General features: G+C 64.2%; 19 protein-coding genes. 7 read left to right on the plus strand and 12 right to left on the minus strand.

What is annotated here, in order from left to right; translation table 11 throughout:
- Positions 1-138: 138 nt before the first annotated feature.
- Genes yidC through rpmH form a run of 4 tightly spaced genes read right to left on the minus strand, consistent with a single transcriptional unit; the run spans position 139 to position 2,954 of the window.
- Positions 139-2,028 carry a membrane protein insertase YidC gene (yidC, locus tag KF712_04705; GenBank protein ID MBX3740267.1) on the minus strand — a complete coding sequence of 630 codons (1,890 nt, stop codon included), beginning with the start codon at positions 2,026-2,028 and terminating at the stop codon, positions 139-141.
- Between the two features lie 18 nt (positions 2,029-2,046).
- On the minus strand, positions 2,047-2,355 hold the full coding sequence (yidD, locus tag KF712_04710) for a membrane protein insertion efficiency factor YidD (GenBank protein ID MBX3740268.1): 309 nt from the start codon (positions 2,353-2,355) through the stop codon (positions 2,047-2,049).
- The gene (gene rnpA / locus KF712_04715; GenBank protein MBX3740269.1) at positions 2,352-2,726 is read right to left on the minus strand and encodes a ribonuclease P protein component; all 375 of its coding nucleotides are present in this window, start codon (positions 2,724-2,726) and stop codon (positions 2,352-2,354) included. Before rnpA ends, yidD begins: the two co-directional genes overlap by 4 nt.
- A gap of 45 nt (positions 2,727-2,771) precedes the next feature.
- Positions 2,772-2,954, minus strand: a complete 183-nt coding sequence (gene rpmH / locus KF712_04720) for a 50S ribosomal protein L34 (GenBank protein MBX3740270.1) — start codon at positions 2,952-2,954, stop codon at positions 2,772-2,774.
- A gap of 437 nt (positions 2,955-3,391) precedes the next feature.
- Between rpmH and KF712_04725 the strand changes: the two genes are divergently transcribed.
- From KF712_04725 to KF712_04735, 3 genes are all read left to right on the plus strand, one after another.
- Positions 3,392-6,217 carry a PSD1 domain-containing protein gene (locus KF712_04725; GenBank protein MBX3740271.1) on the plus strand — a complete coding sequence of 942 codons (2,826 nt, stop codon included), beginning with the start codon at positions 3,392-3,394 and terminating at the stop codon, positions 6,215-6,217.
- Between the two features lie 11 nt (positions 6,218-6,228).
- Positions 6,229-7,518: an acetylxylan esterase gene (locus tag KF712_04730; protein MBX3740272.1), complete on the plus strand. Its 1,290-nt coding sequence runs from the start codon at positions 6,229-6,231 to the stop codon at positions 7,516-7,518.
- Between the two features lie 62 nt (positions 7,519-7,580).
- Entirely contained in the window at positions 7,581-7,898 is a 318-nt protein-coding gene (locus KF712_04735; GenBank protein MBX3740273.1) for an AraC family ligand binding domain-containing protein, read from the plus strand.
- 12 nt (positions 7,899-7,910) lie between these two features.
- Here KF712_04735 and KF712_04740 read toward each other — a convergent pair whose 3' ends face one another.
- The 4 genes from KF712_04740 to KF712_04755 form a co-directional block, all read right to left on the minus strand.
- Positions 7,911-8,750: a hypothetical protein gene (locus tag KF712_04740; protein ID MBX3740274.1), complete on the minus strand. Its 840-nt coding sequence runs from the start codon at positions 8,748-8,750 to the stop codon at positions 7,911-7,913.
- 77 nt (positions 8,751-8,827) lie between these two features.
- A complete protein-coding gene (locus tag KF712_04745) occupies positions 8,828-9,301 on the minus strand; it encodes a nucleoside deaminase (GenBank protein ID MBX3740275.1) in 474 nt (157 codons plus the stop codon).
- Positions 9,302-9,636: 335 nt separating this feature from the next.
- Positions 9,637-10,755, minus strand: coding sequence for a prepilin peptidase (locus tag KF712_04750; GenBank protein ID MBX3740276.1), 1,119 nt, complete (start codon positions 10,753-10,755; stop codon positions 9,637-9,639).
- Between the two features lie 111 nt (positions 10,756-10,866).
- A complete protein-coding gene (locus KF712_04755) occupies positions 10,867-12,009 on the minus strand; it encodes a hypothetical protein (protein ID MBX3740277.1) in 1,143 nt (380 codons plus the stop codon).
- A 381-nt stretch (positions 12,010-12,390) separates the two neighbouring features.
- On the opposite strand from KF712_04755, the gene KF712_04760 reads away from it, so the two are divergent.
- Entirely contained in the window at positions 12,391-13,632 is a 1,242-nt protein-coding gene (locus KF712_04760; GenBank protein MBX3740278.1) for a methyltransferase domain-containing protein, read from the plus strand.
- Between the two features lie 4 nt (positions 13,633-13,636).
- On the opposite strand, the gene KF712_04765 is transcribed toward KF712_04760, so the two are convergent.
- Positions 13,637-14,110 carry a hypothetical protein gene (locus KF712_04765; protein MBX3740279.1) on the minus strand — a complete coding sequence of 158 codons (474 nt, stop codon included), beginning with the start codon at positions 14,108-14,110 and terminating at the stop codon, positions 13,637-13,639.
- A 363-nt stretch (positions 14,111-14,473) separates the two neighbouring features.
- On the opposite strand from KF712_04765, the gene KF712_04770 reads away from it, so the two are divergent.
- Positions 14,474-15,208 carry a hypothetical protein gene (locus KF712_04770; GenBank protein ID MBX3740280.1) on the plus strand — a complete coding sequence of 245 codons (735 nt, stop codon included), beginning with the start codon at positions 14,474-14,476 and terminating at the stop codon, positions 15,206-15,208.
- Positions 15,209-15,286: 78 nt separating this feature from the next.
- Here KF712_04770 and KF712_04775 read toward each other — a convergent pair whose 3' ends face one another.
- The 3 genes from KF712_04775 to KF712_04785 form a co-directional block, all read right to left on the minus strand.
- Positions 15,287-15,493: a hypothetical protein gene (locus KF712_04775; GenBank protein MBX3740281.1), complete on the minus strand. Its 207-nt coding sequence runs from the start codon at positions 15,491-15,493 to the stop codon at positions 15,287-15,289.
- Between the two features lie 132 nt (positions 15,494-15,625).
- Complete coding sequence (locus tag KF712_04780; protein MBX3740282.1) at positions 15,626-15,811, minus strand: hypothetical protein; 186 nt, start codon at positions 15,809-15,811, stop codon at positions 15,626-15,628.
- Positions 15,812-15,925: 114 nt separating this feature from the next.
- Positions 15,926-16,438, minus strand: coding sequence for a hypothetical protein (locus tag KF712_04785; protein ID MBX3740283.1), 513 nt, complete (start codon positions 16,436-16,438; stop codon positions 15,926-15,928).
- 152 nt (positions 16,439-16,590) lie between these two features.
- On the opposite strand from KF712_04785, the gene KF712_04790 reads away from it, so the two are divergent.
- Positions 16,591-19,782, plus strand: coding sequence for a DUF1553 domain-containing protein (locus KF712_04790; protein MBX3740284.1), 3,192 nt, complete (start codon positions 16,591-16,593; stop codon positions 19,780-19,782).
- 90 nt (positions 19,783-19,872) lie between these two features.
- Complete coding sequence (locus KF712_04795) at positions 19,873-20,019, plus strand: hypothetical protein (GenBank protein ID MBX3740285.1); 147 nt, start codon at positions 19,873-19,875, stop codon at positions 20,017-20,019.
- Positions 20,020-20,114 lie beyond the last annotated feature (95 nt).

Raw genomic sequence — 20,114 nt, forward strand, 5'->3', positions numbered from 1 at the left:
CCGGAGGCCGGCGATGATCCCACGATGACATTTCCTCATGGGCCTCGTCTTTGCGATGAGGGAGTCCGCGAAGGAGTGGAGCGGGTTTCCCATCAGACGTCCACTCCGCCGAAGCTCTCACGGGCTTCGCTACTGTGATCAGCCGCCGGTGCGGGGACCGCGGGGCTTTTTCTTTTCCGGGGTGACGTCGCGCATGCCGGTGCCACCGCTGCCGCCGTGGCCGCCCTTTTCACGGGCTTTCTGGAGTTCCATCTGGCGCTCGGCCATGCGCTGGACCCAGCTTTTCTTGCCGCCGTCGGGGCGGGGCTTCAGCTCGGGCTCGGGGATCTTGTTCATGAGCCAGGTCTGGCCGATGGAGAAGATGTTCTGCGTGGTCCAGTAGAGGGCGAGGGCGGAGGCGAAGTTATAGCAGAAGAAGAAGAAGATCAGCGGCATGAACATGATGATGCGCTGCTGCATCTTGTCCCCGGTCTTCGGGGTCATGGCGATCTGGAGGAAGCTGGTGATGCCCATGACGATGGGCAGGATGTTGATCGGGATGTTGAGGACGTGGGTGAGGGTGTCCGGCTGGGAAAGGTCCTGCACCCAGAGGAAGCCCTGGCCGCGGAACTCCACGGCATACTGGAGCATGCGGAAGAAGCCGAAGAAGATGGGGATCTGCAGGAGCATGGGCAGGCAGCCGCCGACGGGGTTGATGCCATACTTCTTGTAAAGGCCCATCATCTCCGTGTTGAGCTTGTTGGGATCGTCCGGGTATTTTTCCTTCAGCTTGGCCATCTCCGGCTGCAGCTTGCTCATCCGCTTCATGGTGCGGGTGGACTTCGCGTGCAGCGGCCAGATGGCACCGCGGACGATGATGGTCAGGAAGATGATGGCGAGGCCCCACGACCATTCCTTCGCCACCTTGTCGAGGCCGGTGTGGAGGAAGTTGAGGATGAAGTTGAGGACGCGGGATACGGGGGAGAAAAAGCCGTACTGCATGACGTCACCCCAGCCGCTCTCGCGGTTGTCCATCTTCCGCAGCATGGTGTTGTCCTTCGGGCCGATGAAGAGGCGGTAGGAGAAAGTCTTCACCCCATCCGCCTGGTTCAGGTTGGTCTCCGGCAGGCGGAGGCCGGCGCGGATGGAGTGGAGGGTCCTTTCCCCATCCGTGAGCTGGTAGGTGGAGGAACGGCCCCAGACTTCTCCGGCGACGGGGTTCTTCGCGCGGAGAACGGTGGTGAAGAACTGGTTGGCGACGCCGCCGAACTCGATGGCCTCATCGTTCGGGCTGGTGATCAGGTTCTTCGCCTTGGAGAAGGTGCCGCCGGTGAAGCCGGTGACTTCCTCAAAGTGCATGCTGCCGTTCTCCCGCCAGAAGAAGCCGGTCTGGTGCATGTCCTCCTTCTGGTAAAGCGGGGCGGCTTCACCCAGGAAGATGCTCCATTGGCCGAGGTTGAGGGCACCCGCACCCTCGTTCTGGACGGAGAGGTCGAAGTCGAGGAGGTAGGGCGCGCCCGGCTCCGTGGGGTCGATGAGGGAGTAGGTCTTCTTGACGATGAGACCGGAGGGCAGCGTGGCGATGTAGCTGACCTTCCTGCCGGGGATGGGCTCCTCGTCCTTCGGAAAGGCGAAGACGGTTTTCTCAAACGATTCTCCCTTGGAGTCGGCGAAGGAGCCGATGGCGGCGGCGGCCTTGTCGTTGACGATGACGTGGCGGGTCTTGCTGCCGACCTGGAACTGGTCCTTGAAGAGGGCCTGCTTGATGCCGCCGCCGATGTTGGTGAAGGTGAAGGCGACCTTGCCGTTCTCCAGGACGAAGGTTTCCTCCTCGGTGGGCGGGAGGGATGCCTCGCTGCTGAGGGCGGCGGCGGGGGCGGCGGCGGGATCGGTGCTGGCGGCTTCCGCGGCCTTGGTGGCTTTCTGGGCCTCCTCGATGAACTGTTTTTTCCGCGCTTCGTCGGCCCGTTGCTGGCTGGAGAAGTGGAGGTTGACGGCCAGCAGGCCGGCACAGAGGGCGACGATCACCCAGGTTTTGCGGTCGTACATGATGTGGGGAAAATCTCGTTAGTGGTGGTGGTGCCCGCGGCATCCGCAGGAGTGGTCGCGGGGCTGTCCGTCCGGTGTCAGGGCCGGCGGCACGGGGTCATAACCGTAGCCCCCCCACGGATGACAGCGGAAAATCCGGCAAATTCCCAGCCAGCTCCCCTTGAGGGGGCCGTGGGTTTCCACCGCGCCGAGAAAGTAGTGGGAGCAGGTGGGGGTGTAGCGGCACCCGGCGGCGGGTCCGGCAGCGGCTTTCAGCAGCGGATTGAGGAACCGCTGGTAAAAGCGGATACCTGCCCGGATGAAGGCGGTGGCGGCGCGGGAGATCACGGTGGCGGGGAGGAGGCGGGTTTCGGGAGCAGGCCCAGACGGCGTGCCTGGCGGACCCAATCTTCCTCAATTTCCTGGAATGTCGCCTGCGAAGCGCCGGGCCGGGCGATGGTGACCAGGAAACGCCGGATGTCCGTGAACTGCGGGGCGTGCTTCTGCACCAAGGCGCGGAAGCGGCGGCGCATCAGCACGCGGTCATGCGCCCGCTTTGCGGACCGCTTTGACGTGATGAAACCGGTGCGGATGGTGTCCAGCGACGGATCCGGCAACGTGCTTAAAATGACGAACCGGCCAGCTTTCGCGTGACCGGTGGTCTTGACCCGCGCGAAATCCGCGCGGTCTGTCATGCTGCACTTTCTCGGGAGACGCATGGCGGGCTGCTATTGGCAAGCACCTCGGCGCACCCAAGCCCCAGCTCAGTTGTGCTGGGTGGTGTGGCGGGCGTACTTCAGCTCCACGCCTTTCGGAATGAGGCGCTTGCGGCCTTTCTGGCGGCGGCGGCGGAGGATGTCGCGGCCGGCCTTGGTGGCCATGCGGGCGCGGAAACCGAATTGGGCTTTGCGGGTGCGCTTGGATGGCTGGTAAGTGCGTTTGCTCATGGCGGGACCTGGTATGAAATAAGTTTGGAACCGCTTTTCCAGCGGCGCGGGGGCCGGACTTTAGGAATGCGGAGGGAGTTGTCAACCCGGCAGTGGGAGAAAATCACGCTTTTGCGGAAGTTCCACGGATTTTCCCCCGGTAAGGGAGGGAAGCGGCGTTTTTCAGACCACGGATTTCACGGATTTCACGGATTGGGTAATGAATTTGAATTGGGTGGGAGGATAACCACTGATTGCACTGATTTACTGATTGAAGAGAAATCCATTTCAGGATCGGAAACATCAGGTCCCTTTCTTCATAATCAGTAAATCAGTGCAATCAGTGGTCATCTTATCCCAATCCGTGAAATCCGTGGTTCGAAAAACACCCGTCGCAGGGCACGCAAAAATATTGGAGAGGATTGTAAAGGAATGAGGACAAGCTCCGTATGTCGGGGATGCACTGGAAGATCCCGCTTCTGACTCTGATCCCCGCTGTGGCAGGTGCCTTTGGCACGGATGCCCCGGCCGGCTATGGCCCGAAGACCCCGTTCGACGCGGCCCGTGACGTGCTGGAAAGCAAGTGCCTGGAGTGCCATACCAAGAAAGAGGCGAAAGGCGGGCTGGTGCTGGAGGTGCGGCAGGATTTCATCACCGGCGGGGATTCCGGTGAGTCCATCGTGCCGGGGAACCCCGGAAACTCGGAGCTGGTGAAGCGGGTGCGGCTGGCGGCGGATGATGACGAGATCATGCCGCCGAAGAAGCACGGCCCGCCGCTTTCCCCATCGGAGGTGATGGCGCTGGAGAAATGGATCGAGTCCGGAGCGGCCTGGGGTGATGCATCCGTGGTGATGTCCCCGCGCTCGAAGACGGCGCTGCCGCCGTGGGACGCGCCGGCGGACCCGCAGATCGCGTCGATCGAGGCGTTCCCAAAAGCGGTGACGCTGGAGACGGCGGCGGATTTCCACCGCGTGGTCATCGTGGCCAGGTTCAAGGACGCCTCCACCCATGACATCACGAAGCAGTCGAAGATCACGCTGGCGGACGCTTCCCTTGCCAGCCTGACGGGCACGACGCTGCGCCCGCAGAAGGACGGGACGACGAAGCTTTCCATCGAATACCGCGGCCTGAAAACCGAAGTGCCGGTGACCGTCAAGGACTCCGCGAAGCCACGCCCGATCTCCTTCCAACTGGATGTGATGCCGGTGCTGACGGCGGCGGGGTGCAACACGGGCTCCTGCCACGGCTCCGCGCGCGGTCAGGATGGATTCCACCTGACACTCTACGGCTTCGACCCGAAGGGCGACCACTTCCGCCTGACCCATGAAATGGCGGGCCGCCGCATCAACCTCGCGCTGCCGGAGGACTCCCTGCTGCTGACGAAGGCGGACGGCACGGTGCCGCACACGGGCGGCAAGCTGTTCGAGAAAGGCTCCCCGTTCCATGAGACGCTGGTCCAGTGGATCCGCGACGGTGCGGAGTATGACAAGGGGGAGATCCCGCAGCCGCTCGCCATCGAGGTCGAGCCGAAGCAGATGGTCCTGACCGGCGCGGATATCCAGGTGCCGCTGACGGTGCGCGCGACCTACTCCGACGGCACCGACCGGGATGTGAGCACGCTTTCCACCTACTCCACCTCCAACGACAACTCCGTGGCGATCCACAAGTCGGACGGCGTGGCGAACTCGAAGAACCGGGGGGAGGCGTTCCTGCTGGCCCGCTTCGCGTTGTTCACGGAGGGCGCCCAGGCGATCGTGATCCCGAAGGATGTGCAATACACGCGCCCGGAGTTCCCCGCCGCGAACTACATCGACCCGTTGGTGGCGGACAAGCTGCACAAGCTGCGCATCATCCCGTCCACGGTGGCGGAGGATGAGGTGTTCCTGCGCCGGGTGTTCCTGGACGTGGTGGGCGTGCCGCCGACGACGGAGGAACGCACCGCGTTCCTGGAGGACAAGCGTCCGAACAAGCGGGAGGTCCTCATCGACGACCTGATTTCCCGGAAGGAATTCACGGAGATGTGGGTGATGAAATGGGCGGAGCTGATGCAGATCCGCACGTTCCAGAACGGCGGCCAGTCCGTCTCCTACAAGGCCGCGCTGGGCTATTACAACTGGCTGCGTGACCGCATCGCCACGAACATGCCGCTCAACGAGATGGTGGGTGAGCTGCTGTCCGCGAAGGGCGGCACCTTCTCCAGCCCGGCGACGAATTTCTTCCAGGTGGAGCAGGACGTCATGAAGCTGACGGAAAACGTCGCGCAGGTCTTCATGGGCACGCGCATCCAGTGCGCGCAGTGCCACAACCACCCGTTCGACCGCTGGACGATGGATGACTACTATGGCTTCGCCTCGTTCTTCGCGCAGGTGAAGCGGAAGCCCGCGGAAGACCCGCGCGAGCGCGTGGTCTATGACGAGGGCGGGGAGATCCCCCACCTGGTGACGAAGAAGCCGGTGCCGCCGAAGTTCCTGGGCGGGCCGAAGCCGGAGTTGAAGCCGGGCGAGTCCCGCCGGGAGTCCGTCGCGGGCTGGTTGGCCGCCCCGGACAATCCCTGGTTCGCGCGCAACGTGGTGAACATCGTGTGGGCGCACTTCAACGGCGTGGGCATCGTGGAGCCTGTGGATGACGTCCGCGTGTCCAACCCGCCGTCGAACCCCGAACTGCTGGATGAACTGGCGAAGCGCTTCGTTTCCTACAACTTCGACCTGCGGAAGCTGGTGCGCGACATCTGCAACTCCCGCACCTACCAACTGTCCACCCGGACGAACGACACGAACGTGGATGACAACCGGAACTTCTCCCACTCCATGGTGCGACGGGTGCGGGCGGAGGTGCTTCTGGACTCCATCTCCGCGGTGACAAAGACGCCGAACAAGTTCAAGGGCCTGCCTCTGGGCGCGAAGGCGGTGCAGATCGCCGATGGCAACACGACGAACTACTTCCTCACCACCTTCGGCCGGGCGACGCGCGCGACGGTGTGCTCCTGCGAGGTGAAGATGGAGCCGAACCTTTCCCAGGCGCTCCACCTGCTCAACGGTGACAACACCCACGACCGCATCAAGCGCGGCAAGGTGGTGGCCGACCTGCTGGCGGAGAAGAAGGAACCGAAGGAGATCATCGAGCAGATGTACCTGAAGGCGCTGAGCCGGAAACCGACGGACACGGAGCGCGAGAAGCTGCTGGCCGCGGTGGCGGAATCCCCGAAACCGGAAGACGTGCGCGACACCCTGGAAGACGTGTTCTGGGCGCTGCTGAACTCGAAGGAGTTCATCTTCAACCATTGAGTGGAAATTTCATGAAAAACCCGTTCCGAATCCTGGTCCCCGTGATGTGCGCGGGGATGCTCTCCACCCTGCATGCGAAAGAAGCCGGACCGGCATGGACGGTCCGCGCGGACCATGAGAATGCGCTCTACCAGACGGGCGAGACGGCCACCTTCACCATCACCCTGGGGGCGGAATCCAAGGTCGCTCCGGATGCGGAGTTGTTCTGGACCATGAGCAAGGACGGCGTGGACCCGAAGACGAACGGCAAGGTGAAGCTCCAGGACGGAAAGGCGACCATCACCGGAAAGCTGGATGAGCCGGGCTTCCTGCTGTGCAAGGTGAGCGCGGAGGCGGACGGAAAGGGCGCGGGCGGTTCCTGGGGCGTGGGCTTTTCCCCGGACCGGATCGGCCGCAGCATGCCGTTCCCGCAGGAGTTCGACGCGTTCTGGAAAGACCAGCTCGACAAGCTGGCGGCGGTGCCGCTGAACCCGGTGCTGACCCCGGTGGGCGAGCCGAAGGAAGTGGAGAGCTTTGACACGCGGGTCGATTGCGTCGGCGCGAAGGTGTCCGGTTACTTCTCCCGCCCGAAGGGCGCGAAACCGAAGTCGCTGCCCATCATCCTCACGCTGCACGGCGCGGGCATCCGCAGCGCGAACCTGCCGGGCACGGCGGGCCTGGCCTCCCAGGGCATGCTGGCCATGGACATCAATGCCCACGGCATCGACAACGGCAAGGATGAGGCATTTTACGAAGCGCTGGGACAGGCGGAGCTGAAGGACTACCGCGCGATCGGCCGGGACTCCCGGGAAAAGGGCTACTTCGTCGGCATGTTCCTGCGGTCGAAGCGGGCGCTGGATTTCCTCTGCAGCCAGCCGGAGTGGGACGGAAAGACGGTCATCGTTTCCGGTGGCAGCCAGGGTGGCTTCCAGGCGTTCGCGGCGGCGGCGCTGGATGACCGGGTGACGGTCATGGTCGCGCATGTGCCCGCCGGCTGCGACCACAGCGGCATGCTGGCCAACCGCGTGGCCGGATGGCCGAAGATGGTGCCGGTGGCCGACGGCCGCCCGGACCCCGCCGTGCTGGAGGCGTCCCGCTATGTGGACAACGTGAACTTCGCCGCACGCTGCAAGGCGAAGGTGGCCATCGTTTCCGCTGGCTTCGTCGATGGCGTCTGCCCGCCGACGAGCGTCTATGCCGCCTACAACGAACTGCCGGTGAAGGACAAGGTGATGCTCGACATGCCCGGCGCAGGCCACTCCGTGCCGGATGGCGTGACGAAGAAGGCGCGCGAGATCTGGAAGGAACGCATCGGCATGTGACCGGCGGTCCGTTTTCCAGATCCTCCTTCCTCCCCTGCCCCATCCCCGCCACACTCCCCGGGATGCCGCCAGCCGTCCACTCCCTCCTGACACCCGCCGGAAGCACGGACGACGAGATCATCACCCCCATCCTCTCCGGCCACGGCTTCCGCGCCGAGCACATCGCCTCCTTCGGAAAGGCCAGCCCTCCCGGCTTCTGGTATGACCAGAACCAGCCCGAATGGGTCGCCCTCCTCCAGGGAAGCGCCTCCATCGACTTCGCCGACGGCACCGTCCACCTGAAGGCAGGCGACCACCTCACCATCCCGGCCCGCATGAAGCACCGCGTCTCATCCACCAGTGCGGACGCCACTTGGCTCGCCCTGCATTTCCAGCCATGACCGGCCCGTCGCTCAGCGGCGGCGGCGGCCGATGAAGGCCATCATGCCCAGACCACCCAACAATGCGGCGGTTGGCTCCGGGACGTAAATGACGGTGACATCGTCAATGAACAGCGAGGTGTTCGTCACGTTGCTGGAGAAGGCGATCTGGTTGAAGGTCAGGTAGTCCGCGTTCGGCGCGCTCGCATTGCCCGAGGCGAAGGTTGTTCCGTCAAGGGAGCCGGTCAGCGTGACCCCGGCCGCCGTGGCGGTGATGCGCATGACCACGGTGTGGAGATCCGTGTCATCCAGTCCCCTGTTCACGGCATTGCTGCCCACCGCACTGGAGCGGTCGTCTCCGGTCAGGATGCCGTTCGTGGTGCCGAACTCGCGGTAAAAGGCATTGGTGATCGTCGCCGGACTGCCGGTGGAGATGTTCGCGTAGTACCCGAGCGAATTGATGCCCGCGTTGGCATCGTCACGGTTCGCCGCATCCGCGGTCATGGTCTGGCCCATATCATTGTAGAGGCCGAAGCGGATGCCGTTGGTGGCGCTGTTCGGCGCATTCGTCCCATAGCGGAAGGAAAAGGAAAGCTCGATGTATTCCCCGACAGCGAGGGTGATGCCGGATGGAATGCTCCCGACCACACCCTGTGACGCGATGGTCGGCGTGATCCGGAGCTGGTTCCCCTCCACCGTCAGGCCCTGGGTCGAACTGTTGGTGAACCACGGGATGTCCAGCGGGTCCGTGCCATTGGTCCGGCCACCATCGTCAAAAGAGTCGCTGACGATCGTCGCGGCGGATGCCGGCGGCAATGCCGCGCAGAGCGACAGGCCCACCAGGCACAGGACAGGGACGCGGGAAACTTTCATGACCCGGACCCTAGGCGCGGGGGAACGGTGGGGCAACCCCTTGTTTCCGCCCCTTTTCCCGGTCCACATTCCCCCCATCAATAGATCCTCCGCCCCGGCATCTTCATGTAGTCCGCCGCCAGCGCCAGCGCCTCCTCCCGGCACAGCTCGCTCGCGCGGATCAACCTCTCCTCAGGCGGCAGCACGAACTGCCTGAAAAACTCGCTGTCATCGAAGCCGATCTCCGCCGCATCCTCGATACGGAATCCATAGTAGATCCGCCCCACCCGCGCCCAGTGGATCGCCCCCAGGCACATCGGGCACGGCTGCCCCGTCGTGTGGATCTCACAGCCCTCCAGCGAGAACGTCCCCAGCTTCGCGCACGCGTCGCGGATGGCCGTCACCTCCCCGTGCGCCGTCGGGTCATTCGTCTCCAGCACGCGGTTCCACCCCTCCCCGACGATTTCCCCGTCCCGCACCACCACCGCGCCGAACGGCCCGCCCGCCCCGCGGGTCATCCCGGCCCGTGCCAGCTCGATCGCCCTCAGCATGTATCGCGACAGGTCACTCATACGCCCCCATCAGGAAACCCCGCGCCGCCCGCGTCAAGGATGGAGGACATCGAACACTGGGACCGCGGAATCCAGAGCGAGTGGTAACGAGCTCCACCCCATGGCGCAGCCTAGCCGGTTGGCCCTAAGGCAATTCATTCCGCCCCGGAGAATCCAGCCATCATGCGAAGCCAAGCGGAATAAATTCCGCGGTCCCAGTCCGGATGAAATGCCCCATTCCCACATTCTTATCCGTGTTCATCCGCGTCCATCCGTGGTTCATTTCCTCTCCCCCGGTGCCATCAACCCCGCCGGATCTCTCACGAGATCCGCTACGCCTCAGATCCGCCACCCCATCAAGGCCCCACCGGCCCCAGCAGGCTGATGTACCACTGCCACAGCTTCCACCCGCCGAACATCCACGCCACCGCCCCCATCACCAGGAACGGCCCGAACGGAAGTTGCCTGCCGAAACCGATCCTGCCGATCACCGCCGCGACGATCGCGAAAACCGACGCCGCGAACAGCGAGAACAACACCCCCGTCCATCCGAAAAACGCGCCGATCATCCCCAGCAGGTGCACATCCCCCATCCCCATCGCCTCGCGCGGGATCACCACGGACAGCGCCGTGCCGTCCACCGACTTCACCTCCTCCAGCTTCCTCACCGTGCCGTCCGGCAGCTCGATCTCCATCTCGCGGATCACCAGCGTGCCTTTGCCCACGGACTCCCCGTCCACGCGGATGTCCCCCGCCTCCACCATCAGGCGGTCCGACTTCCGCGAAAAAATATCCCACCACGGGATCTCCTCACCATCGATCACGAACAGCATCGGGTCCTGGTCACCCACCGGCTCCTTGATCATCCACTCCACCGGCTGGTCGAACTTCATCGCCTTCCTGCCGAACGCCTTCTTCCCCAGTTCCACCACCACCCACAGGCCGAAGAACCCCACCGCCCAGCCGATGCCGCCCTGCAGCAGCCCGCTTTTCCAATCCCCCGCGAACCCCGCCATCACCGGCAGTTGCGGCCACAGCACGCAGCCTACCAGACCCGCCACCGATCCCGACCACGTCAGCCCCGTAGGGATGATCATGTGTTCCGCATCGATGAACGTGATGGAGATCACCAGCGCCATCATCACCCACAGCGGCAGCACCACCTCCGGCGGAAAGAACCGCCACACCGCCGTGAACGCCACCGCCGTCAGCAGTTCCACGGCAAAGTAACGGAAAGCGATCGGCGCGCCGCAGTCCGCGCACTTCCCGCGCAGCAGCAGCCAGCTCAGCAGCGGGATGTTCCGCCGCATCGGGATCGGCTTGCGGCACTTCGGGCAGAACGACCGCTTCGGCTCATTCACGGAAAGGCCCAGCGGCACCCGGTAGATCACCACGTTCAGGAAAGACCCCACACACGCGCCGATGAAGATCGCGGGGATATACCAAAGCCAGTGGTCGAAGGGAGGGAAAGGCACAGCGCCGCCATTCAAGCCCTATCCCCTGTGGGGGGAAGCACTAAATCCCAAGCACGAAATCCGAAACGAAGAGGGATGCCCGGAAGCGGATCTCCGTTTCGGATTTCGTGCTTAGGATTTAGTGCTTATCTCTTCCAATTTTCTCCCCAGCCGCACGTAGTCACCCTCCCCGCGCAGCCGGTCATCCGGCACCGCCGCGCACCGCGCCGCCGCGGCCCGCCATTTCTCCTCCGTCATCGTCGTGAAAAATTCCGCCAGGCTTTCCTCCAGCGGTTCGGTGAGTTCCCACCCGCAGCCATTCTCCGCCACCCACCGGCCCGTCTCCGTCCCCGCCGCCGCCAGTGCCGGCACCTTGAACAATCCGCCCTCATAGATCCGGTTCGGCAGCAGCCACGCCGAGTTCCCGCCCGCGTCCGCCTCGTCGAAGCACCAGTTGAAATCCACCGCCCCATACATTCCCGGCAGGTCATCCGGATACGCATACGGCCCGCCGAAGACCACCTCCGGCATCTCCCCCAGCAGCTCCGTGAAATCCTCCGCGATGGTCCCGGAAGCATAGCCGCGCAGGACAAAGTACACCTTTCCCCGCAGCCGCTCCGCCAGCGCGCGGATCAGCTCCATGCTCCGGCGGCAGCGGAACGCGCCTGAGTAGCCCACCACCCACGGCGCTCCACCGCGTGCCGGGCGTTCCTTCGCCGCCACCACCGGCATGCCCGTGGACGGATACACCTTGTTCTCCAGCAGGAAGATCTCCCCACGGAACCCCTGCACCGGCCCGAAGTAATGCCGCACGAACCCCGGCGACGTCGTCACCAGCAGTGCGCTGCGCCGCAGCACCCACCGCTCCACCGCACGCATCATCCCCGAAACCACGCCGCTCCCCGTCATCGCCGGCTGGATGTCCGCCAGCTCCAGCACCAGCGGCGCGCGGCTCCCGGAAAGGAAGCGCCCGCACAACGCCAGCGCCGCATTGTCCGTGTTGATGGCATAAACCAACCCGCACTCCCCCAGCCGGTCCCGCTCGCGCCACAGCGTCAGCAGGCTTTTCCCCAGCGTGAAAAGCCGCTGCACGTAGCGGCGGTTGAAGGTCGTCCCCAGGTCGATGTTCTCCCACACCGGCGGCACATCCGGTTTCCCCCGGTCCCGGTGGAACGTGAAGCCCAGCACCTCCCCCCCCCCGTCACGCAGCGCGGAGATCCGTTTCACCACCCGCGCATCCCCGCGTTCATGGGCAAAGAAGGCGATGCGCTTCATCAGCAAGGAGGGTGGACGCTCTTGTCCACCGGCTGCAATGGCGAAATGCGAAAGACCCAGGGCACCTCATTTCGGGAATCCAACCGCGAATGGACGCGAATGAACACGAATGGAAGGTCGGCTGATCCCGGATTTGGAGGTGGAGCGGGAATTTTCCGGATGGAGTAGCATCACCACCCAACCCTGATTCACGGTGAATTCGCGTCCATTGGTGTTCATTCGCGGTTCGGAATTCCTGAAACGAGCCAACAACCGTCCTGACAATTCCGAAATGAGGTGGCCCTGGCGCAAGACCTGTCCCAAAGCCGCAGGAGATGAATCTTTTCTTATTCGCCATTGCAGCCGGTGGACAAGAGTGTCCACCCTCCTTAGTCCTTGCCCATGCCCGCCAAGAATTTCCATGTCCGCCAGGCCGCCGTTTCCGCCCTCCGGGCGTGGGCGAAGGGCCATGACTACGCCGAGACGCTGATCGACCGCCACGCGGACCGGCGCATGCTTTCCTCCCAGGACCGCGGGCTGCTCCAGGCCATCCTTTTCGCCACGCTGCGCCACCGCAGGTTGCTGGACCACTGGATCGGCATCCTGCGGGAGGGCAAGCTGGACCCGGAGACGCGGGATGTGCTGCGCGTCGGGCTGGTGCAGATCCTCATCCTGGGCATCCCGGACCACGCGGCGGTGAACGAAACGGTGGAGGCGGGCAAGGCGAGCGTCCGCGCGCTGATCAACGCGGTGCTGCGGCGCGCGATCACCTCGCGCAAGCGGCTGCTGGATGTCGAGGAACTGCCCGCCGCGGTGGTGCATTCGCACCCGGACTGGCTCTACAACCGCTGGCGGCAGGAGTTCGGGAAAGCGAACACCATTTCCCTGATGGAGTGGGACAACACCCCCGCGGAGAACTATTTCCGGGTGAACCCGCTGGCAAAGGCGGACGACTTCGACGCGTCCGCCTATCCCGCCGTCGAGGGCGCCCCGGGCTTCCATGAGCTGTCCGGCGCTCCACCGACGACCCTGCTGGCCTCCGGAAAAATCTACATCCAGGACCCGGCCACCCGTCATGCGGTGGACCTGCTCGCCCCGCAACCGGGGGAACGCGTCCTGGACGCCTGCGCCGCCCCGGGCGGAAAGGCATTCCTCATCGCCGCCGCGCTCGGCTCCGCGGAGAACCTGCTCTGCACGGACTCCAACGAGAAACGCCTTCCGCGTCTCAAAGAGAACCTGGAGCGCCTGCATGCCGGGCAGGCGGAAACCTCCGTCCATGACTGGACGAAGCCCGCTCCGGAGGAATGGCACGGCGCGTTCGATGCCATCCTCCTGGATGTCCCCTGCTCGAACACCGGGGTGATCCGCCGCCGGGTGGATGTCCGCTGGCGGTTGCAGTCGCCGGACATCGAAAAGCTGGTCATCACCCAGCGCAAGATCCTGGAGGCCGCCCTGCCCTGCCTGAAGCCGGGCGGACGGCTGGTCTATTCCACCTGCTCCATCGAGAAGGCGGAGAACCTCGCGCAGGTGGAGGCATTCCTCACCGCCCATCCGGAACTGGAACTGGTGGAAACGCGGGACGCGCTGCCGTTCCGCGACGGCACGGACGGAGCCTTCGCCGCCCTGATCCGGAGAAAGGCGTAGCCGCTCAGCGGCCCTGCTCCTCTTTCCTGTCCAGCGCCGCCTGGATGCCGTCGATGAGTTCCCGGTCCTGCCAGCTCAGGCGCTCCAGGGACACCACCACCGGCTTCTTTTCCACCAGCAGCCGCACGCTGCCGTCCCGCACGATGGTCGGTTTTGACGGGGGCGCGGGCATCGGCGGCATGGGGGCGCCCTTCGGCGCGGTCACCACCAGATCCTCGAACGCGATCAACTTTCCCGCCAGCGGTTTCCCTTCCACGCTGGTCCAGAAGCGCGTGTCATAAAGGACGACATGTGTTACATACCTCGCCATGCCGGATTCCGCGGGGCTTTCCACCTTGGCTCCCGGCTCCGCGCCGCCGCCCACCTCGCGCTTCGTGTATTTCTTCGGACCCACCAGCGGATTTCCCGGGAAATCAACCTGCGCCGTGCAGAGCGTGGCTCCCGCCAGGAGCGGCATCCAGATGCAGGAGGGTTTCATGGAGAGTACCATGACGCCCTCGCGATGACATCTCAAGCTCCTGTTTTTTCTCGCTCGCCAAGCGCGCGGGGTTCCCGCATCAAAAGGGGCGTGAAATCCTTCCTCGGCATGTTGTTCACCCTCATCGTGCTGGCCGCCGTCATCGGCGGCGGTGCCGTGCTGTGGTATCTGAGCAGCACCGCCGAATTTTCGAGGAAACCCGTCCCGGCTTCCGCCAGGTAGGCGGAACCCGTGACCTCCGCCACTCCCGGAAGGCCCTACGCGATTGCGGAATAGGCCGGAGGGATGAATCCGGGTAGGGTATCGGCAGTTCTGGAAGCGCTCCCCCACTCGCGCGCTTCCATTTCCCCCTCCCCCCCCACCATGAAAACGAGTCCCTTTGCGGTCGTCGCTATCTTTGTCCTCGCGCTCAGCGCCATGATCTCCAGCCGTGCACTGGCACAGGATCCTCCTGTTCCGGTCGGCCGCCTGGATACCTCCGCCACCCTCGTCAGGGCCGGAACCAAGCCCACCCTCAACTGGGACATCACCTACCCCGCCGTGGTCAAGGACATCATCAAGATCACCCCTCCCGGCACCTGCACGCCGAAGGTGAAGGTGAACATGGATGTCCGCGTCGTCGGAGCCTCCGTCAAGGTGGTCTGGCTCAACGCATGGGGCATCGTCACCAAGTGGGAATGGGCTCCCACCCAAGCCTCCGTGAGCATCAACAACAGCAGCTACTCCGAGATCTTCTACAACACGCAGGACAAGGTGAAGCCAGGCACGGTCGTCTATAACCAGAAGGTCAACGCCAACCAACCGATCAACTTCGCAGGCCGCTACAACTTCAACGGCTGGTCAAACCAGTTCACCTCCACCAGCGGACAGAACGTGATCGCCCTGGTCAATGGTGACACGCCTCCCACCACCACCCCGCTCTACCAGCAGCCGACCATCGAGGACTTCATCAAGCCTTACCTCGACGGCCAGGGCCGCATCAAGATCGGGCCGAAGGACGTCATCTACCTCATGGAACTGACCCATACGAACAAGAACGACGGCGGCTTCGACCTCCAGGACCTCGCCCTTCTCGTCACCTTCCAGGAAACGAACTGATTCCGGACCACATTCCCCATGGCGGGCCGGTTTCACACCGGTCCGCTTTTTTTTTCGCCCCGACCGGACGCCGACGGCTCATTCATCTTTACGGCCCTCATCCTCCTTCGCCGCCGGATAGGGGGTCGGGTTGTCCGTTTTGTCATTCTGGATCGTCGCGGACGTCGCTCCGGATTTCCCCTCACGGTATTCGGAAGTGTTGGTGCCGGTGGACGGCTTCCGGTCGCAGGACGAGAGGGACGCGGCGATGGCGATGGAACCGATGGAGATCACGAGCGGGTTCATGACATCCTCCATCGCAGAACCCCCACCAATCCCTGACCTGCTGGAAATCAAGCGTCGCCATCCCTGACACCGCGCGCGTGCCGCGCTTCGTGCAATCCGGAACTTTCGTTATGCATTCCCGTGGACCGGACCTCAGAGGATCACCAGACGGAGCAGTTCTTCCACAGTCGCCGCCCTGCCGATTTCCTCTCCCGCCTTCGTGACGATCACAACGCCGCCATCCATGATATGGCGCTTCGCATCTTCCAGATGATCGTGGATTTGCCGGACAGCCTCCAGGGCGGCATCCAAATTGACCGAGTCCAGTTCAAAGATCATGATTGGAGTTGGGCAACGAAACCCTCCACACAATGTCACTAAAACGGCCATAAACCACCTACGTGATCGCGTGATTAAAAACAGCCATTAATCATTCATTTTGCAACTTTCCATCTATTCCGGCCCTTTAAGCGTAAGAAGCAGGTGGTTTATTTCATTTTTCCACCCGAAACGGCGCAACCTGCTGAAAGCACATTCCCTGCTGGGAATCCACAGGCCTTCCCTGGTGATCTGGACGCCATCCCGGGGGAAGTCCACCGGATCAAGCACGGAAGAGGCGAGGTGAAAGCACGCCCACGCCCGCCACACCCGGACCTCCGCACGCGGGCCGCTCATCCGGCTGGCGAGGTGCTGGAAATGGCGGACCGGATTTCCCATGAACCCCGCATCCCCGGCCTTCGCCCGCTCCATGATCCAGCGGAGCGCACGGTAGGGTGACGGGTGGCGGGCGAAGATTTCCTCCCGGCCATCGAGGTCCGCCATCCACGCCTTGTTGAGCTGGAGGATGGCCTGGGCGGGCTTTCCTTCCAGCCAGAGGGACTGGGAATAGCGGAGGGCGGCGAGGTAGAACTCCTCCTTCTTCTCCGCCAGCCGGCGCGTGACGTCCGGCCCCAGGCGGGATGCCACCTGCGGGAGCCAGGGGCAGGGTTGTGGGTTCCGGAAATCCAGCATTCCGCCGCCGAGTTGGCCGGGAATCCCGCCGGGAGCAAAGCGTATTTTCAGTGACAGTACCCAGGGGCTCCCCGGAGTATTCCTCTGAATCCCAAACCCTATCCCTGATGAAATCCCACGGGCTCCTGCTCGCATCAGCACTGATTCTCGGTTCCTGCCAGCCCGAGGAACGTCCCGCCATGCCTGATGCGCCGCACCGTGCGGAGGTGCGGAAGGAGGAACCCCTTCCGGAGAAAGTCAGCTTCAACGACCATATCCAGCCCATCCTCTCGGAGAACTGCTACCACTGCCACGGCCCGGACTCCGGGACGCGGGAGCCGAAAAGCGAGCCGCTGCGGCTGGACCTGGCGGACCAGGCGTTCGCCGCCCGGGATGGCGGAGCGCCGGTCATCATCAAGGGCGATCCAGCCTCATCCATGCTCATGAAGCTCATCCGCACGACCGATGAGAAGGAGATCATGCCGCCGCCCGCCAGCCACAAGAAGCTCTCCGCACGTGACATTTCCCTGCTGGAGCGATGGATCGGGCAGGGTGCGGAATACCAGGCGCACTGGGCCTTCATCCCACCCGTGCGGCCGGAGGTGCCTGCCGGGGAAAACCCCATCGATCATTTCATCAAGGCGCGGCTCGCCACGGAGGGCCTGGCCCCGAACCCGCCGGAGGAAGCGCGCCGCTTTTTCCGCCGCCTGCACCTGGATGTGACGGGACTGCCGCCGTCCCCGGAGGAGACGGAAAGGTATCTGGCAGCCGCCGACCCCCAGCCGGTCATCGACACCCTGCTGGCATCCCCCGCCGCCGCGGAGCACCAGTCACGCCTGTGGCTGGACGCCGCACGCTATGCGGACACCCACGGCATCCACATCGACAACTACCGCGCCATCTGGCCCTACCGCGACTGGGTGGTGGACGCCTTTGCGAAAAACATGAAGTGGGACCAGTTCACCATCGAGCAGATCGCCGGGGACCTGCTGCCCTCCCCCACCCTCGAGCAGAAGATCGCCACCGGCTTCAGCCGCTGCCTGGCCACCACCGGGGAAGGCGGTGCCATTTCCGAAGAATACGAAGCCATCTACGCAAAGGATCGCGTGGAAACGGTCTCCGCCGTCTGGCTGGGCCTGACCACCGGCTGCGCCGCCTGCCATGACCACAAGTTCGACCCGGTGAGCACGGCGGACTTCTACTCCATGGCCGCCTTTTTCCGGAACAACACGATGTCAGCGATGGATGGCAACAACGCCGAGCATCCGCCGAACATCTTCGCCCCTCTGCCCGCGGACCGCGAACGCTGGACCAGCCTTGCCGGTGACATCAGGCAGATCGAAGGCGAGATCGCCGGCAGGAAACCGCAAGCGAAGGCCGACTTCGGCGCATGGCTGGCCAACGCGAAGATCGGCTCCGGGGATGTGATGGACCCCTCCCTGGCCCTCCATCTCCCGCTCAATACCGGGGAGTCCATCTCCCGCGGCACCGTGGCGGGCAAGCCCACGGAATGGACCATCCCTGGGGAACACCGCGACGGCCCGCTGGGTCCGGCCCTGCTGGCCAGTTCCGCCACCACGGACCTGGGGGATCTGGGAGCCATTTCCCGCAGCGAGAAGGTCAGCCTCGGCGCCCACCTCTACATCGAAGGCACTCCCAGCGGAGCCATCATCGCCCGGATGGACACCGCGAACGACTACCGCGGCTGGGACCTCTGGCTGGAGAACGGGAAGATCGGCACCCACTTCATCGACCGCTGGCCGGACGCCGCCAACAAGATCGTCGCGCCGGAACCACTGGAACCCGGAAAGTGGCACCATGTCATGGTCACCTTCGACGGAAGCCAGGCCTCCCACCGGACGCTGACGCTTTTCGTCAACGGCAAGCCGGTGAAGAAAGGCCCGGAGCCGAACACGCTGGGGCAGGACATCACGGGCAACACCAGCCTCAGGATCGGCTCGCGGAAAAATGGCGCGAACCGGCTGGGCGGCACCGTCGCCATCCAGGACTTCCGCCTTTACCGCAGGGTGCTTCCGGTGGAGGAAATCGCCGCGCTCAGCCAGCAGAACCAGCTCCAGGCCCTCCTCTCCATCCCCGCGGAACAGCGGACGGAGGCGCAGACGGCCGCGCTTTTCGACTACTACCTGAAGAACCACGACGCGCCGACGCTGGCGCTCCTGAAGAAACTGGCCCCCCTCACCGCGGAGCAGACCACCCTCCGCCAGCGTGGGTCCGTGACCCTCATCATGGAGGAGAAGAAGGACAGCCCCGCCACCGCCCACATCCTGGAGCGCGGCGTATATTCATCGAAAGGCGCGCTGGTCCCGGCGAACATCCCCGTTTCCCTGCCAGCCATCCCGAAGAAAGGGCCGCATGACCGGCTGGACCTCGCGGAGTGGCTGGTGGACCGCGGCAACCCGCTGACCGCACGGGTGACGGTGAACCGCGCGTGGCAGCAGTTTTTCGGCACAGGCATCGTCGAATCGGCGGGGGACTTCGGCATCATGGGTGCGCGGCCCACCCACCCGAAGTTGCTGGACTGGCTGGCCGTCGAGTTCATGGACTCCGGCTGGGACTACCGCCATGTCCTGAAGCTCATCGTCACCTCCGCCACCTACCGGCAGTCCGCCGTCATCTCCCCGGAGAAGCTGGAGAAAGATCCCTATAACAAGCTGCTCGCCCGCGGGCCGCGGCAGCGGATGGATGCGGAGGTCCTGCGCGACATGGCGCTGTCCGCCTCCGGCCTGCTCTCCGCGAAAACCGGCGGACCACCCGCGAAGCCCTACCAACCGGAAGGCATCTGGGAAGCCGTCGCCATGCCACAGTCCAACACCCGCTCCTATCAGGAGGACAGCGGCGAGGGACTCTACCGGCGCTCCGTCTATACCTTCTGGAAACGCACCGCGCCGCCGGCCTCCATGGAGATCCTCAACGCGCCGTCCCGCGAGGTGACCTGCGTCCGCCGGGACCAGACCAACACACCGCTGCAGGCGCTGGTCCTGCTCAACGACCCGCAGTTCGTGGAAGCCTCCAGACAGCTCGCCACCCATGCCATGAAAGCCTCCGCCGATTCCGCCGCTCGGCTGGATTTCATCACCGCACGCCTGCTGAACCGCACGCTGGACGCGGAGGAAAGGAAGATCATCACCGGCACATTCGCGGACATCAGCGCGACATTCGCCAAAGATCCCAACGCCGCCGCGGAGCTGCTCAAGACCGGCGGGACACCGGCGGACGCAACCCTGCCGCCCGCCGAACTCGCCGCCTGGACCATCCTCACCAGCCAGATCCTCAATCTGGATGAGGCCGTGACGAGGTAGGGAGGCAAACGCAGGGAGGTGAGTGGAGAAAGGAAGGCAAGCCTCCGGATTGCCACCTAAGAACCAACACTTCAAGCCCCCCCATTCTTGATGTTGGCAATCCGGAGGCTTGCCCTCCTTTCCTTCGCCGGCGGCGCCTACCTTTCCCAGGTGTGGCTGTTCTGGGTGGTGCCCATCCTCGGTGCCGTCATCGGCGCCATCCTCTATATCCCGACTTCGATCCACGGGGCAGGTTGACGGAATTCCGGGAACGCTTCTGGAAGATCCACCACAAGGAGCGGAGGAAACCCCAGGGGGAGTAGCGAAGGTCGTGAGACCTTCGCTACCCCTCA

This window comes from Akkermansiaceae bacterium, from assembly GCA_019634595.1.
Lineage (GTDB): Bacteria > Verrucomicrobiota > Verrucomicrobiia > Verrucomicrobiales > Akkermansiaceae > Luteolibacter.